Source organism: Brevundimonas sp. PWP3-1b1 (assembly GCF_049896065.1).
Lineage (GTDB): Bacteria > Pseudomonadota > Alphaproteobacteria > Caulobacterales > Caulobacteraceae > Brevundimonas > Brevundimonas intermedia_B.
In genome coordinates, this window is the sequence record NZ_JAFCTO010000001.1 from 1,021,737 (window position 1) to 1,036,783 (window position 15,047).

A 15,047-nucleotide genomic window follows, 5' to 3' on the forward strand; every position below is an offset into this window, starting at 1 on the left:
TCTTGGCCCGCCCCGCAATAGACCTCGACTACCTGAAGGCCCGCCTGACTGACCTGCTGAACACGCCCAGCCCGACCGGCTATACGGACGAGGCCGTTTGGCTGCTGTGTCGTGAACTGGATCGGCTCGGCCTCAATTACGAGATGACCCGGCGCGGCGCCATTCGCGCCCGCCTGCCGGGCCGCACGCCCAAGCCCGCCCGCGCCATCGTGGCCCACGTCGACACCTTGGGCGCCCAGGTCAAACAGGTGAAGGACAACGGCCGACTGGAACTGGTCGCCATCGGCCACTGGTCCTCGCGCTTCGCCGAGGGCGCGCGGGCGACGATCTTTTCCGAAGGCGGCGCCTATCGCGGCACCATCCTGCCGCTGAAGGCGTCGGGCCACACCTTCAACGAGGAGGTGGACACCCAGCCCGTGAACTGGCGCCAGGTCGAACTGCGCATCGACGCCGTGACCCACGGGCGCGACGACACCCTGGCGCTTGGCGTGGAGGTCGGCGACATCGTCGCCATCGACCCCCAGCCCGAGTTCATGGACAGCGGCTTCATCGTCTCGCGCCACCTGGACGACAAGGCGGGCGTCGCCACCTTGCTGGCCGCGCTTGAATGCATGGTCCGCGAGCAACGCACGCCGACGGTCGATACCTGGTGGCTGTTCACCATCGCCGAGGAGGTCGGGCTGGGCGCGTCGTCCGTCCTGATCCCGGACGTGGCCGCCATGGTCACGGTGGACAACGGCACCACTGCGCCGGGCCAGAACTCGTCCGAGTTCGGCGTCACCATCGCCATGGCCGACCAGACGGGGCCCTTCGACTGGCACCTGTCGCGCAAACTGGTCCAACTGGCCCGCGATCACGACATCCCGCACCAGAAGGACGTGTTCCGCTATTACCGCTCCGACTCGGCCTCGGCGCTGGAGGCGGGCGCCGACATCCGCACGGCCCTGGTCACCTTCGGCATCGACGCCAGCCACGGCTACGAACGCATCCACGAAAGCGCGCTGACCGATCTGGCCCGACTGTTGATCGTTTATGCCGAAAGCGATGTCGAAATCGTCCGCGACGCCAAGCCGTTAAGCGGCGTCAAAGGCTTTACGCACCAACCTCTGGACGAAGAGCACGGTTAGGGAGCGCGTCACTCCACCCGTGCGGCCTAGCCAAGGAATGTTTGCGACGAGAGCTGGACGATCAACGCGCAACAACTGTCAGCGTGTCGGCGTCGCGCGCTCCAGCCCGTAGAGGGCCTCTACGATGTCTTCGGCCTTCTGCTGGACCAGTCGCTGGGCGTCGCGGACGCCGCGGTTGTAGAAGGCGCCGCCGATCTCCTTGCCGATGAAGTCCAGCAGCATCTCGGCGGGAAGCTGGCCCATATCCTGATCCACTTCGCGGGCGAAATAGTCGCGCAGCTTGCCGGTCGCGGCGGCGCGTTCGTCCTTGGAGAACTCGATGGGTTTCACCCGGCGACCTCGGCCAAGGCTTCCTCCGCTGCGACCCAGGCGGCTTCGGCCGTGGCGAGATCGGCTTCGGTCTTGGCGCGGGCGCGGGTCAGGCCCTCCAGGGCTTTCGGATTGTTGACCGAGGCGGTGGCCATGTCGTCGTCGATGCGGGAAATCTCGGCGGTCAGGCGGGTCATGTTTTCCTCCGCCTTCTTGACCGCGTGACGCAAGGTCGAGGGCGAAGGACCTGATTTCTTGTCGTTCTTGCGGTTCTTGTTGCTCTGAGCGGGGGCAGCGGCCGCGGCCTCTTCCTTCTTGATCTGGCTGGGCTTGGATATGGCGGCCTTGGCGCGGTCGAGGACGAATTTGGCGTAGTCTTCCATGTCGCCGTCGTAGGGCTTCACCGTGCCGTCGGCGGCCAGCCACAGGCGGTCTGCGACCATCTCCATCAGCGACCGGTCGTGGGTGATCAGGATGACGGCGCCGGTGTAGTCGTTCAGCGCGTCCAGCAACGCCCGGCGGCTGTCGATGTCCAGGTGGTTGGTCGGTTCGTCGAGGATCAGGACGTGGGGCGCATCCATGGCCACCATGTTCAGCAGCAGGCGAGCGCGCTCTCCGCCCGACAGGCTGTCGACCGTAGTCTCCTGCTTCTCGTAGCCCAGGCCGAACTGGGCCAGTTTGGAGCGGCGGGCGCTTTCCGGCGCGTCGGGCATGGCGCGGCGGATGATCTCCAGCGGCGTGTCTGTGGGGTCCATCGCCTCGATCTGGTGCTGGTGGAACCAGCCCACGCGCATCTTCTTGTCGCGGTGCAGTTCGCCTTCGGAGACGTTCAGGGCGCCGGCGATCATCTTGGCGAAGGTGGACTTGCCCGCGCCGTTGACGCCCAAGAGGCCGATCCGGTCGTCCAGGTCCATCCGCAGGTTCAGATTGCGCAGGATCGGCTTGCCGGTGTCGTAACCCACATTGGCCCGCTCCAGCCGGATCAGCGGCGGCGCCAGCGGGCGGGGCGGCGAGGGCAGGGTGAAGGGGGCGACGCGTTCCTCGATGGTGGTGGCGACCGGCTGCATCTTCTCCAGCCGTTTCATGCGCGACTGGGCCTGGGCGGCCTTGGAGGCCTTGGCCTTGAACCGGTCGACGAAGGACTGAAGGTGGGCGCGTTCGGCGTCCTGCTTGGCCTTGGCCGACAGCTGCAGCCGGGCCTTCTCGGCGCGGGCCTTTTCGAAGGCGTCGTAGTTGCCGGTGTAGAGCGTCAGGGTGTGGTTCGCGAGGTGCAGGATATGGGTGCAGACCTCGTTCAGCATCTCGCGGTCGTGGGAGATGATCAGGGCCGTGTGCGGATATTTCTTCAGCCGCGCCTCAAGCCACAGGGCGCCTTCCAGGTCGAGGTAGTTGGTCGGTTCGTCGAGCAGCAGCATGTCCGGCTCGGCGAACAGGGCCGCCGCCAGGGCCACGCGCATGCGCCAGCCGCCCGAGAACTCGGACATCGGCCGGGCCTGGTTCTCCTGGTCGAAGCCCAGGCCGACCAGGATTTCGGCGGCGCGCGCGGGGGCGGCGTCGGCGTCGATCTCGATCAGGCGGGCCCAGATCTCGCCCATCTCCTCGGGGCGCGCCGTTTCCAGCCGGCCAAGCAGGGTGTGGCGTTCGACGTCGGCTTCCAGGATGGTGTCGATGACACTGACGGGCGTCGCCGGGTGTTCCTGATCGACCGAACCGATACGGGCGGTCTTGGGCAGGCTGATCTCGTCGCCGGCGGCGTGAAGCTCGCCCAGGATCAGCTTGAACAGGGTGGACTTGCCGATGCCGTTACGTCCGACCAGGCCGACCTTGGCGCCGGGCGGCAGGCTAACGGAGGCGTCCACGAGGAATTTGCGGCCCCAGGCGTTGAAGGTCAGGTCGGTGATCTGGAGCATGGGAGGCGCAATGGACTTTCTGACCGGTCATCTCTATATGACCAGTCATGACGTATGATCTTGTAAGCGGCGAGGTCGTCATAACGGCCACGGAGTTCAAGGCCAAGTGCCTGGACCTGCTGGACCGCGTGAACAGCGGCGCTGTGACGAAGGTTCACATCACCAAACGTGGTAAGGCGGCGGCCGTTCTGGTTGCTCCAGAAGCAGCGGCCAAAGAGCCCTGGGACCCACACAGCATGTTTGGCAGCATGAAGGGATCGCTCATCATCGACCCGAGCATAGATTTGGAAAAACCTATTTACGAACAGGTCTTTGGAACGACGGTTGAGGCCGATATGGGCCTGGACGATCCTGACTACGACCTCAGGATGGGACTGCGCGAGAAATGAGCGACGGCGTGCTGCTCGACACTCACGCTCTGATCTGGATCGTTTTGGGGGCATCCATACGTGAGGAAGCCGCCACTGCGGTCGTGGCGGCTAGCGCCAATGGCGGTGTCCATGTTTCCGCTGCAACGGCATGGGAGCTGGGAATAATCCGCCAGAAAAAATCACTGGAGGTCGTGATTGGTGGAGACGTCAGGGGCTGGCTGTCCAAAGCTGTAAGAGCCACACGCGCGCGACTGCTGTCTCTTGACGTCGATCTCATGATTGATGTGGGTGAGTTGCCTGATCTTGCTCACAGAGATCCGGCCGATCGAATGCTGATCGCGACGGCGCGAGCTCACGACTTGATCCTCGTCACCCGCGACCGCGCCATCCTCGACTACGCCGCTGCGGGCCATGTCCGCGCGATCTCCTGCTGAAAGAGTCGGCTTGGCGCGGCGGCGGGGCGTCGCTATAAGCCCGCGACCTTATTCTCCCTAACAAGAAGTCAACTCCCATGACCGAACGCACCTTCTCGATCATCAAGCCCGACGCCACGCGCCGCAACCTGACCGGCGCGATCAACGCCGTGATCGAGGGCGCAGGCCTGCGCATCGTCGCCCAGCGCCGCGTCAAGCTGACGACCGAGCAAGCTCAGAAATTCTACGAAGTCCACGCCGAGCGTCCGTTCTACGGCGAACTGGTCGAGCAGATGACCGCCGAGCCGGTCGTCGTTCAGGTGCTGGAAGGCGACAACGCCGTCGCCGCCTATCGTGAAGTCATGGGCGCCACCAACCCGAAGGACGCTGCAGACGGCACGATCCGTAAGCAGTTCGCCCTGTCGATCGGCGAGAACTCGGTCCACGGTTCGGACAGCCAGGACAACGCCAAGATCGAGATCGCCCAGTTCTTCAACGACGACCAGATCGTCGGCTAAGCGCATCGCGCTCAAGTCGCGAGGGACTGCGTCCCGAGCGTAGCGCAAAGAGGATCCATCCTCTTCACATAGCGTGACTATATAGGCCCGCGTCCGGAACCGGACGCGGGCCTTGTCGTTTGAGCTTCATCGATTCATCCCCCTCCCGGAGAAGACCCATGAAGACCATGATCAAACTGGCCCCCGTCATCGGCGTTGTCGCCCTGCTGGCCGCCTGCGGCCAGACGATGGAACAACGCGCTGCTACCGGCGCCCTGGGCGGCGCCGTCGCCGGTCAAGTCGTCGGCGGCAACACGGGTTCGACCGTGGCCGGCGCCGCCATCGGCGCTGTCGCCGGTGCGGCGACCACGCCCCGCTAAAATCCAGGGCGAAAGCCCAGGATGACAAAAAGGCCCGGAGCGTTTGCTCCGGGCCTTTTCTGCGTCTTGAGACCGGCCGCTTACCAGATGCGGGCGCGGGCCTCGGGGGCGATATATTCCTTCTGATCCGGCGAGACGCCGAACGCCGCATACCAGGCGTCGATGTTGCGCGGCGAGGTGGCGGCGCGCACCGAACCGGGCGAGTGCGGATCGGTGGTCAGCTGTTCCTTCAGCGCCGCCTCGCGCGACTTCTCGCGCCAGACCTGGGCCCAGCCCAGGAAGACGCGCTGGTCGCCCGACAGGCCGTCGATCACCGGCGCCGGCTGGCCGTTCAGGGACTTGTGATAGGCGTCCAGCGCCAGCAGCAGCCCGCCCAGGTCGGCGATGTTCTCGCCCATGGTCAGGTCGCCGTTGACATGAACGCCGGGCAGGGGCTCCAGCGCGTTGTAGATATCGCCCAGCACCTTGGCGCGCGCCTCGAACCGGGCGGCGTCTTCCGGCGTCCACCAGTCGCGCAGGACGCCGTCGCCGTCGGACTTGCGGCCCTGGTCGTCGAAGCCGTGGGTGATCTCGTGGCCGATGACCGCGCCGATGCCGCCATAGTTGACGGCCGGGTCCGCGTTTGGATCGAAGAAGGGCGCCTGCAGGATGGCGGCCGGGAAGACGATCTCGTTGCGCGGCGGGTTGTAATAGGCGTTCACCGTCTGGGGCGTCATGCCCCATTCCAGCGGATCGACCGGCTGGCCGATCTTGCCGCGCTTGTAGGCCCACTCGAAGGCCGAGGAGCGTTCGACATTGCCGTAAAGGTCGTCTGCCGTCAGCTCCAGCCCGTCATAGGACCGCCACTTGTCGGGATAGCCGATCTTCACCCCGAACTTGGACATCTTGTAGAGGGCCTGCTCGCGCGTGGGCTCGCTCATCCAGTCCAGGGTCTTCAGCCGCTCGGTCATGGCTGCGCGGATATTGCCGACCAGGGTCTCCATCTGAGCCTTGGACGAAGCGGGGAAGTGCAGGCGGACGTATTCCTGGGCCAGGACCTCGCCCAGCTGACCGTCGACCAAGGCCACGCCCCGGTTCCAGCGTGGCCGGTTCTCGGGCTGGCCGCGCAGGGTCTTGCCGCGGAAGTCGAAGCGGGCGTCCACGAAGGCCTTGGACAGATAGGGGCTGGCCTGATCGACGACGTTGAACGCCTGCCAGGCCTTCAGCGTTTCGATGGGCGTGTCGGCGAACACCTGAGCGATGCCGGGGATGGCGGTGTTTTCCATCAGCACCAGGGTGTCGACGTCCGACACCTGGGCGCCGGCCAGGAAGCCGGACCAGTCGAAGCCGGGGGCCAGGGTGGCCAGGTCCGCGACCTTGGTGGGGTTGTAGAGCTTGTCGATCTGACGACGTTCGACCGTGGTCCACTGCTTGTCCGCGACCTTGGTCTCGAAGGCCAGGATGTCTGCGGCGGTCTTGGCCGGATCGGTCCAGCCGATGGCGGTCAGGGTGGTGGTCAGATAGGCGAGGTAGGCCTCGCGCTGGGCGGCGAAATCGGGCTTCAGATAGTAGTCGCGGTCCGGCAGGCCCAGCGAGCCCTGGCCCATATAGGCCGAGTTCAGGTCCGGCTTCTGCAGGTCCTCGAACACGTCGATGCCGAACAGAGAGGCGCCGAAGCCGGAGTGGCTTTCGCCCATCAGTCGGGCCATGCCGGCGTGGTCGCTCACGGCCTTGACGGCGGCGAGGTCGGCGGCCAGCGGCGTGGCGCCCAACTGCTCGATCTTCGCCTCGTCCATGAAGCTGGCGTACAGGGCGCCGACCTTCTGGGCGTTGGCGTTGGTCGGGTTGGCGGCGCTGGTCTCGATGATCGACTTCAGCTGGGACTGGGCGTTCTCATACAGGACATCGAACGGGCCGAAGCGGGCCTTGTCGGCCGGGATCTCGGTCGTGCGCAGATAGGCGCCGTTGGCGTATTCGTTGAAGTCGTCGCCCGGCTTGACCGCCGTGTCACGGCCCGCAAGGTCGAAGCCCCAGGGCGTAATGCCTGGCGCGCCGTGCGAATGGCCTTGGGGCGAATGGTCCTGGGCCGAGGCCGCGCCGCCGGTCAAGGCGACGACGATACAGGCCGAGCAGGCGGCCATCAGACGAATGCGATTCATGGAAGACTGGGTCCCGATTTTGATCGGCGGCACCATCGCGCCGGTGCGGCGCTCTGTCGCATGACGTTTTTGTAATCTTGGGGCGGTCAGGCCCTCTCCAGACCCCGGCAGAACGCGCTCAGCACCTGCGGATAAAGCGTGTGCTCCGCCGTCTTGACCCGTTCGGCCAAGGCTTCCGCCGTATCGCCCTGAACGATCGGCACGCGGGCCTGGCCCAGGATCGGGCCTTCATCCACGCCTTCGGTGACCAGATGCACGGTGCAGCCGGCCTCGGCGTCGCCGGCGGCGATGGCGCGGGCGTGGGTGTCCAGACCGGGATAGAGAGGCAGCAGGCTGGGGTGGATGTTCAGCATCCGGTCGCGCCAGCCGCCGACCAGCCAGGGCGTCAGTACGCGCATGTATCCGGCCAGGGCCACGACCTCGACCCCGGCGGCGCGCAGGGCCTCGTCCACGACGCGCTCGTGCGCCTCGCGATCCTTGCCGAAGGGCTTGTGCGGGATGGCGACGGTCGCAACCCCCTTGGCCGCCGCGATGGCCAGACCGCCCGCGCCCTCGATGTTCGACAGTACCAGGGCGACCTCATAGCCGCTGTCCGGCGCCTGACCCGCGTCGATCAGGGCGGCCATGTTCGAGCCGGCCCCGGAGATCAGGACGGCGACGCGCGTCTTCACGATATCAGGCCGCTTCCAGCTGTCCGCAGACGAAGGCGACTTCTCCCGCGTTGAGCAGGGCGGCCAGAACCGGCTCGGCGTTTTCGGGCGAGACGATCAGCATGAAGCCGACGCCGCAGTTGAAGGTGCGGCGCATCTCGTGGTCGCTGATGCCGCCGGTCTCTGCCAGCCACTGGAAGACGGCGGGCATGGGCCAGGCGTCCCAGTCGAACGACGCCTGCAGTCCCTCGGCGATGCAACGGGGCGGGTTCTCGATCAGACCGCCGCCGGTGATGTGAGCCGCGCCCTTGACCAGGCCCGCCTTCATCAGCGGCAGGACCGGCTTCACATAGATGCGGGTCGGCTCCATCAGGGCCTGGGCCAGAGAACGGTCCTTGGCGAAGGGGGCGTCGTCGCCCCAGGCCAGGCCGGACTTCTCGACCACCTTGCGCACCAGCGAATAGCCGTTCGAGTGCGGGCCGGTGGAGGCCAAGCCGATGATGATGTCGCCGGCCGCCTGGCGATCCAGATAGGGCAGGGCGTGGCCGCGCTCGACCGCGCCCAGGCTGAAGCCCGCCAGGTCATAGTCGCCGTCGGTGTACATGCCCGGCATTTCAGCGGTCTCGCCGCCGACCAGGGCGCAGCCGGCCTGGCGACAGCCCTCGGCGATGCCGGCGACGACACGGCGGGCGGCGTCGATCTCCAGACGGCCGGTGGCGTAATAGTCGAGGAACAGCAGGGGCTCGGCGCCTTGCGCCAGCAGGTCGTTGACGCACATGGCGACCAGGTCGATCCCGACGCCGTCATGACGGCCGGTCTCGATGGCGATCTTCAGCTTGGTGCCCACGCCGTCGGTGGTGGTGACGATCAGCGGATCCTCGAACCCGGCGGCCTTGAGGTCGAACAGGGCGCCGAATCCGCCCAGCGAAGGCTCCGATCCGGGGCGCGCCGTCGATTTCGCCAGCGGCTTGATATGTTCGACCAGCAGTTCGCCGGCGTCGATGTCCACGCCCGCATCGGCGTAGGTCAGGCCGTTTTCGAGAGGCTTTTGGGTGTCGCTCATGAGATCTCGGGCCTGAATCGGGGCGGAAATGCAGCGCGGCTCTTGCCACAGGTAGGATGCGGGGGGCTATAGCATCGGAATGACGCCGATCACCACCACCGAGGCGCTGGCCGAATTCTGCGCCCGCGTAGCCACAGCCCCCTTCATCACGGTCGATACCGAATTCATGCGGGAAACGACCTACTGGCCCAGGCTGTGCCTGATCCAGGCGGCCACGGCCGAACACGCCGCGATCATCGATCCGATGGCGGAAGGGCTGGACCTTGAGCCCTTCCTGGCGCTGCTGCGCGACGAGAAGATCATCAAGGTCTTCCACGCCTGTCGCCAGGACGTCGAAATCTTCGTGCGCCTGGGGGCCATGCCCAAGCCGATGTTCGACACCCAGGTCGCCGCCATGGCCGCCGGGTTCGGAGAACAGGTGGCCTATGATTCGCTGGTGCGACAGATGCTTCGCATCGAGGTCGACAAGGGTAGCCGCTTCACCGACTGGGGCCGTCGCCCGTTGTCAGACAGCCAGCTGGTCTATGCGCTGGGTGACGTGACCCACCTTGCGGCCCTGTATCCAAAGCTGCGCGATCGGCTCAGCAAGGAAGGGCGGCTGGATTGGGTGATGTCGGAGATGGAAAGTCTGGTCGATCCGGCGCTCTACGACACCAATCCCGAAAACGCCTGGAAGCGGCTGAAGCCCAAGAAGTTCTCGGCCAAATATATGGCGGCCTTCAAGGCGGTCGCCGTGTGGCGCGAGCGTGCGGCGCAAGAGCGGGATCAGCCGCGCGGCCGTATTCTGAAAGACGAGGGCATCGACGAGATCGCCCAGCAGACGCCGACGGACGTCGAGGCCTTCAACCGTCTGCGGTCGGTGCCGAAGGGCTTCGGCGGGTCGCGCCTGGGTCTGGAACTGGCCGAGGAGCTGAAGCGCGTCCTGGCCGATCCCGAATCGCATGCCCCCGACATGGAGCGTCCGGCCCACCGCCAGCCGGCGCCGCCGTCGGTGGTCGAACTGCTGAAGGTGCTGCTGAAGGCCAAGAGCGACAACGCCGGCGTGGCGTCCAAGCTGATCGCCACCGTGTCCGACCTGGAAAAGATCGCCATCAGCGACGATGCCGATGTGGATGCGATGAAGGGCTGGCGTCGTCAGTTGTTCGGCGAAGACGCGCTGAAGCTCAAACGCGGCGAGATCGCCCTGGTGCTGAACGGCGCGCGGGTCGAGATCGTCGAGATCGAGTAGGGACGTCGTCTCCTCCCTGCTTCGCAGGGAGGAGACGGGTTGCCTTATATCTTCAGTCCCAGATCCATCGCCTCGGCCAGGGCCTTGGCGCGCTTCTTGGTCTGTTCGCCCAGCAGAACGTCGGCGTAGCCTTCGGTCGCCGTCAGGCGCAAGTCGCCGCCCTTCACCTTGGCCGTCGCATTGGCCAGCAGTTGTGGCGAACGCCCCGACAGGTCGCAGGCCAGGCGGATGGCCAGGCCGATGGCGCGGGCGCGTTTGGCGGCGTCGCCGCTCAGAAGCCGCTCGATGATCTCGGGTTGGGGCGTCGCCGGGCCGCCGCCATAGCGGGCGTTCAGGGCGCTGGCCAGGAAGGCGCGCTCGACGTGGCTGATGCCCGCGACCGGCGCGCGCAGCACCTGGTCGAACACCAGTTCCAGCCGGTGGTCGGGATGCAGCCGGGCGCCCAGGTCCGCCAGGCGGCAGGCGGCGGCGACCAGAACCGCGTCGCGTTCCTCGCCGAACACGGCGGGCAGGGCGGCGACGATCTCGGAAATCCAGCCGTTCAGCGCGCCGGGCAGGGCCGGGGCCACGCCCTGTCGTCCGCCCAAGGCCCTGCAGCCGGCCAGTAGCGGATCGGCCGTGCGCGTCGCCTCGTCCAGCGTCTCGAACAACAGGCCCTCGCGCACGCCCCAGGCGGACATCTCGATCGACTTCAGGCCCAGGTGCTGGATCAGCCCCTCCAGCACCAGTCCGGCATAGGGCAGAGTCTCGGCCCTTTTCTTGGACACGCCCGGTAGTTTCGCCAGGCTCGCGACCGACTGCTGGGCCACCAGACGCGCGGTCTCCAGCGCGTCCTCGGCCGACATCTGATACTGGTGAACGACCTTCAGCGGATAGGATTTCAGCGCCATCTGCACCTGGGCCAGGGTGCGCCAGGCGCCGCCGACGGCATAGAGGCGATCGCTCTGGAACTGGGCCGCGACAGGTTTCAGCGCCTGGTCGATCCGGGCCTTGATGCGCTCGGCGTCGAACCCCTTACCGTCGGCCAAGGCGAACGGCCCCAGCGGCAGGGTCAGGCCGTGCTCGACCCCGTTTCCATTCAGTCGGGTCAACTCCAGGCTGGCCCCGCCCATGTCGGCCGAAACGCCGTGCGCCAGGGGGGCGCCGGCCAGAACGCCCATGGCGGCGTATTTCGCCTCTTCCTCTCCGCTCAGGACGCGGATGTTCAGACCGGTCTCAGCGGCGACACGCTGGCAGAACTCGGGTCCATCGATGGCTTCCCGCACGGCGGCGGTGGCGGCGATCAGGGTCGTGTCAGGGCGAACGCCTTCCAGCACGGCGGCGAAGCGGCGCAACGCCGTCATCGCCATGACGACGCCCTCGGGCGACAGCTTGCGCGTCGTCGGCAGGTCGCGGCCCAGGCCGGCCAGCACCTTCTCGTTGAAGACGGTCCAGATCGCCCGACCCTCCAGCCGGTACAGAACCAGCCGCACCGAGTTGGAACCGATGTCGATCGCGGCGATGTCGCGGTCGGTAAGCGTGATGTCGGGCATCAGCGGCCGGGACGCTCGTAACGCAGGACGGCGGGCAGGCTCTTGGCCTTGCGGCCTCGGCCCGACAGGCTGGGATTGGTCATGAAATATTTGTGGGCCGAGAAAGGCCGCTCCGGGTCCGCTGGGGTGACGCGTGTATAGCGCCCTTCCGCGTCCAGAACCCAGCTTTGCGCGTCATCCTTCAGATTGGCGACCATGATCTGGTCCAGCACCTGGTCGTGGACGGTGGCGTTGCGGATCGGCGTCATCAGCTCGACCCGGCGGTCCAGGTTGCGCGTCATCCAGTCGGCCGAGGAGATGAAGACCTTGGCCTTGTCGTGCGGCAGGTCCTTGCCGTTGGCGAAACAGACGATGCGGCTGTGTTCCAGGAACCGTCCGACGATGGACTTGACCCGGATGTTCTCCGACAGGCCGGTCACGCCGGGCCGCAGGCAGCAGATGCCGCGCACCACCAGATCGATCCGAACGCCCCACTGGCTGGCGCGATACAGGGCGTCGATGATCTCGACATCTACCAGCGAGTTCAGCTTGACCCAAATGGCGGCGGGCTTGCCCATGGCGGCGGCCGACATCTCTTTGCCGATCAAGTCGATCAGCGTGGATTTCATGTTCAGCGGCGAGACGACCACGGTCTCCAGATGGTCCGGCGTGGCATAGCCGGTGATGTAGTTGAACACCTTGGTCGCGTCGCGCCCCAGCACGGGGTCGCAGCTGAACAGCGACAGGTCGGTGTAAACCTTGGCTGTGACCGGGTGATAGTTGCCGGTGCCGAAGTGGCAATAGGTCTTCAGCGCCTCTCCCTCGCGCCGCACGACGACGCTGAGCTTGGCGTGGGTCTTGTATTCGACGAAGCCGAAGACGACGTGGACGCCGGCCCGTTCCATCGCCCGCGCCCAGCGCAGGTTGGCCTCCTCGTCGAACCGGGCCTTCAGCTCGACCAGGGCGGTGACGTTCTTGCCGGTCTCGGCCGCCTCGATCAGGGCGGCGACGATGGGGCTGTCCTTGGAGGTGCGGTACAGGGTCTGTTTGATGGCGATGACGTTGGGGTCCCGCGCCGCCTGACGCAGGAACTGCACCACCACGTCGAAGCTCTCGAACGGGTGGTGGATCAACAGATCCTTTTCGCGAATGGCCGCAAAGACGTCGCCCCCGTTGTCGCGCACACGCTCGGGATAGCGCGGCTCATAGCCCTTGAACTTCAGGTCCGGGTGGCCGCCGCCGATCAGGTCCGACAACTGGGCCAGGCCCAGCATGCCGTCCACCAGCACCACGTCCTGGGGCGCCGCCTCCAGCTCGCCGACGATGAAGTCGCGCAGGTCGGACGGCATGGACGCCTCGATCTTGACCCGCACGACCGAGCCCAGGCGACGCTGCTTCAGCGCCTCCTCGAACTCCAGCACCAGGTCCTCGGCCTCTTCCTCGATCTCGATGTCCGAATCGCGGATCAGGCGCAGCACGCCCTTTTCCTGAACCTCGCAGCCGGGGAACAGGTGGTCGATGAACAGCAGCAGCACGTTTTCCAGCGTGATGAACCGTTTGTGCCCCGGCGTGGACCGGCCGTCGGTGGGCAGTTGCCAGAACCGTTGCACCTGGGTCGGCACCGGCACCAGGGCGTAGAAGGTCTTGGTCTCGCCCTTGCGCTTCAGCTTCAGCGCCAGCGAGAAACCCAGGTTGGGCAGGAAGGGGAAGGGGTGCGCCGGGTCGATGGCCAGGGGCGTCAGGACCGCGAACAACTGGTTCAGGAACTCGGGCTCCAGCCGATCACGCTCGGTCTTGGTGATCTTCTGGCGATCGACCACCTCGATGCCGGCCGTGGTCAGTTCCTTCTTCAGCTGACGCCAGCGCAACTGCTGCTCGGCCATCAGCTCGCCGGCGGCGATATTGATCTGCTCCAGCTGTTCGGCGGGCGTCAGGCCGTCGGCGGACAGGACGCGCACGCGCTCGCGCAACTGGCCCTTCAGGCCGGCGACGCGGGTCATGAAGAACTCGTCCAGGTTATTGGCCGAGATCGACAGGAACCGCAGCCGCTCCAGCAGCGGGTGGTTGGGGTTGGCCGCCTCTTCCAGCACGCGTTCGTTGAACGCCAGCCACGAGATCTCCCGGTTGAAGAACCGGGTCGGCGAGGCCATCAGCTCTTCGCTCAGCGCCAGTTGAGGGGCGCGAGAGGCGGGAACTTCCTCGCCTCGGGTGTCGTCATGGATCGCGGCGTCGGTCATGATCCGGTTCTCGCGCGCGTCTGTGACGGCCGCAAGCGGGTGCGTAGAAAATGTCGCGCCTTAGTCGGCGGCGTCCATCGCATCCAGCACCTGGCGTGCAAGGACGCGGGTGACCGGGCGATGCAGGGCGTCCAGCCGTTCGACCACGGCCGCAGCGGTCTCGGCCGACCGGTCCAGGCGGCGCACCAGATAGTCGATCACGTCGTCGGCCGGGGTGATGCTGCGCTCGGCGAAGCGGGCCCGCAGGATGGCCGACAGGACGGCGTCGTCGGGCGCAGCGATTGAGACCGCGCGCACGGCGTCCAGGCGCGAACGCAGGTCGGGCAGGTCTACCGACCACTGACGCGGCGCTGAACGCGACACCAGCAGCAGGGCGCCTCCGCCCGAGTTGGCCAGGTTGATCAGGTGAAACAGGCTCTCGTCGTCCGCATCGGCCGCCCGGTCCAGCAGCACGGGCCGGCCTTCCAGCTCCAGCGGATCCATTACGGCGGCCTCGGCGCCGTTCAGCGGCACGGCCCCGACCCGCTCGGCCCAATCTGCGGCGAGGCGGCTCTTGCCCGAGCCCGCCGGCCCATGCAGGGCCAGCACCGCGCCCGCCCCATCGGGCCAGCGCGCCAGCACGCGCACCGCCTCGGCGTTGCTGTCGGAGGTCACGAAGGCCTCGCCCACGACATGACGCTCCAGCGGCAGACGCAGCTGTTCGGCGGTCGGACAGGGCAGGGCGCTCAGCGCGGTCATGCCCCCGTCTTAGCAGAGGCCAGGGTTAATCGCGTCACGCCCGCTCTGTTGGTTCCGGGGAGCGAACCTCGCCCCTGTGGATGGAATCAGGCGAATTCGGCCAGGGCGGGGTTCAACTTGCCGGCCTTGAACTCGGTGACCTGATAATCGGCCAGGCCGTGGACCTGAAACGGATCGGCCTCCAACAGGGCTTCCAACTCCTCTTTCGTCCCGCCGCTGCGCACCACCAGAATGCCGCCGGTGCGCGGAACCATCGGTCCGGCGGCGATGATTAGGCCGCTGGCAACATGCTGATCCAGCCACTCGCGATGCTCGACCGTCCGCGTCTCGATGGCTTCGATTGGCTGGGTGTAGGTGATTGTGACGATGAACATGGCGGCCTCGGGTGGAACAGGAACGCCAGATATCATGCGTGGCGGCAGGCTTTGCAACGGCTGAAACCTTGACTTTCCGGGGCGATGATGCGCCCTACGCC

At 66.5% G+C, this 15,047-nt stretch carries 15 protein-coding genes; 6 read left to right on the top strand and 9 right to left on the bottom strand.

What is annotated here, in order from left to right; all coding sequences use genetic code 11:
- Positions 1-2 precede the first annotated feature (2 nt).
- Positions 3-1,127, top strand: coding sequence for an osmoprotectant NAGGN system M42 family peptidase (locus tag ACP69V_RS04995; protein ID WP_426022906.1), 1,125 nt, complete (start codon positions 3-5; stop codon positions 1,125-1,127).
- A 78-nt stretch (positions 1,128-1,205) separates the two neighbouring features.
- Here ACP69V_RS04995 and ACP69V_RS05000 read toward each other — a convergent pair whose 3' ends face one another.
- Both ACP69V_RS05000 and ACP69V_RS05005 read right to left on the bottom strand, forming a co-directional pair.
- Entirely contained in the window at positions 1,206-1,457 is a 252-nt protein-coding gene (locus ACP69V_RS05000; protein ID WP_426022907.1) for a DUF2164 domain-containing protein, read from the bottom strand.
- Entirely contained in the window at positions 1,454-3,346 is a 1,893-nt protein-coding gene (locus ACP69V_RS05005; protein ID WP_426022908.1) for an ABC-F family ATP-binding cassette domain-containing protein, read from the bottom strand. The genes ACP69V_RS05000 and ACP69V_RS05005 overlap by 4 nt, the downstream gene beginning before the upstream one ends.
- A gap of 47 nt (positions 3,347-3,393) precedes the next feature.
- On the opposite strand from ACP69V_RS05005, the gene ACP69V_RS05010 reads away from it, so the two are divergent.
- The 4 genes from ACP69V_RS05010 to ACP69V_RS05025 all read left to right on the top strand — a co-directional run bounded on the left by ACP69V_RS05010 (position 3,394) and on the right by ACP69V_RS05025 (position 5,007).
- Entirely contained in the window at positions 3,394-3,735 is a 342-nt protein-coding gene (locus tag ACP69V_RS05010; protein WP_426022909.1) for a type II toxin-antitoxin system Phd/YefM family antitoxin, read from the top strand.
- Complete coding sequence (locus tag ACP69V_RS05015; RefSeq protein ID WP_426022910.1) at positions 3,732-4,151, top strand: type II toxin-antitoxin system VapC family toxin; 420 nt, start codon at positions 3,732-3,734, stop codon at positions 4,149-4,151. Before ACP69V_RS05010 ends, ACP69V_RS05015 begins: the two co-directional genes overlap by 4 nt.
- A gap of 77 nt (positions 4,152-4,228) precedes the next feature.
- The gene (gene ndk, locus ACP69V_RS05020; RefSeq protein WP_426022911.1) at positions 4,229-4,648 is read left to right on the top strand and encodes a nucleoside-diphosphate kinase; all 420 of its coding nucleotides are present in this window, start codon (positions 4,229-4,231) and stop codon (positions 4,646-4,648) included.
- A gap of 158 nt (positions 4,649-4,806) precedes the next feature.
- Positions 4,807-5,007: a hypothetical protein gene (locus ACP69V_RS05025; RefSeq protein ID WP_135195296.1), complete on the top strand. Its 201-nt coding sequence runs from the start codon at positions 4,807-4,809 to the stop codon at positions 5,005-5,007.
- Positions 5,008-5,087: 80 nt separating this feature from the next.
- Here ACP69V_RS05025 and ACP69V_RS05030 read toward each other — a convergent pair whose 3' ends face one another.
- The 3 genes from ACP69V_RS05030 to purM form a co-directional block, all read right to left on the bottom strand.
- On the bottom strand, positions 5,088-7,145 hold the full coding sequence (locus tag ACP69V_RS05030) for a M13 family metallopeptidase (RefSeq protein WP_426022912.1): 2,058 nt from the start codon (positions 7,143-7,145) through the stop codon (positions 5,088-5,090).
- A gap of 86 nt (positions 7,146-7,231) precedes the next feature.
- Positions 7,232-7,819, bottom strand: a complete 588-nt coding sequence (gene purN, locus ACP69V_RS05035) for a phosphoribosylglycinamide formyltransferase (protein ID WP_426024034.1) — start codon at positions 7,817-7,819, stop codon at positions 7,232-7,234.
- Between the two features lies 1 nt (position 7,820).
- Positions 7,821-8,858 carry a phosphoribosylformylglycinamidine cyclo-ligase gene (gene purM / locus ACP69V_RS05040; protein WP_426022913.1) on the bottom strand — a complete coding sequence of 346 codons (1,038 nt, stop codon included), beginning with the start codon at positions 8,856-8,858 and terminating at the stop codon, positions 7,821-7,823.
- 79 nt (positions 8,859-8,937) lie between these two features.
- Between purM and rnd the strand changes: the two genes are divergently transcribed.
- On the top strand, positions 8,938-10,086 hold the full coding sequence (rnd, locus tag ACP69V_RS05045) for a ribonuclease D (RefSeq protein ID WP_135195300.1): 1,149 nt from the start codon (positions 8,938-8,940) through the stop codon (positions 10,084-10,086).
- Between the two features lie 44 nt (positions 10,087-10,130).
- Here rnd and ACP69V_RS05050 read toward each other — a convergent pair whose 3' ends face one another.
- The 4 genes from ACP69V_RS05050 to ACP69V_RS05065 form a co-directional block, all read right to left on the bottom strand.
- Positions 10,131-11,618, bottom strand: coding sequence for a Ppx/GppA family phosphatase (locus tag ACP69V_RS05050; RefSeq protein WP_426022914.1), 1,488 nt, complete (start codon positions 11,616-11,618; stop codon positions 10,131-10,133).
- Positions 11,618-13,834: an RNA degradosome polyphosphate kinase gene (locus tag ACP69V_RS05055; protein ID WP_426022915.1), complete on the bottom strand. Its 2,217-nt coding sequence runs from the start codon at positions 13,832-13,834 to the stop codon at positions 11,618-11,620. Before ACP69V_RS05055 ends, ACP69V_RS05050 begins: the two co-directional genes overlap by 1 nt.
- Positions 13,835-13,894: 60 nt before the next feature.
- Positions 13,895-14,572, bottom strand: a complete 678-nt coding sequence (locus ACP69V_RS05060; protein ID WP_426022916.1) for a chromosomal replication initiator DnaA — start codon at positions 14,570-14,572, stop codon at positions 13,895-13,897.
- A gap of 86 nt (positions 14,573-14,658) precedes the next feature.
- On the bottom strand, positions 14,659-14,946 hold the full coding sequence (locus tag ACP69V_RS05065; RefSeq protein WP_426022917.1) for a YciI family protein: 288 nt from the start codon (positions 14,944-14,946) through the stop codon (positions 14,659-14,661).
- Between the last annotated feature and the right edge of the window lie 101 nt (positions 14,947-15,047).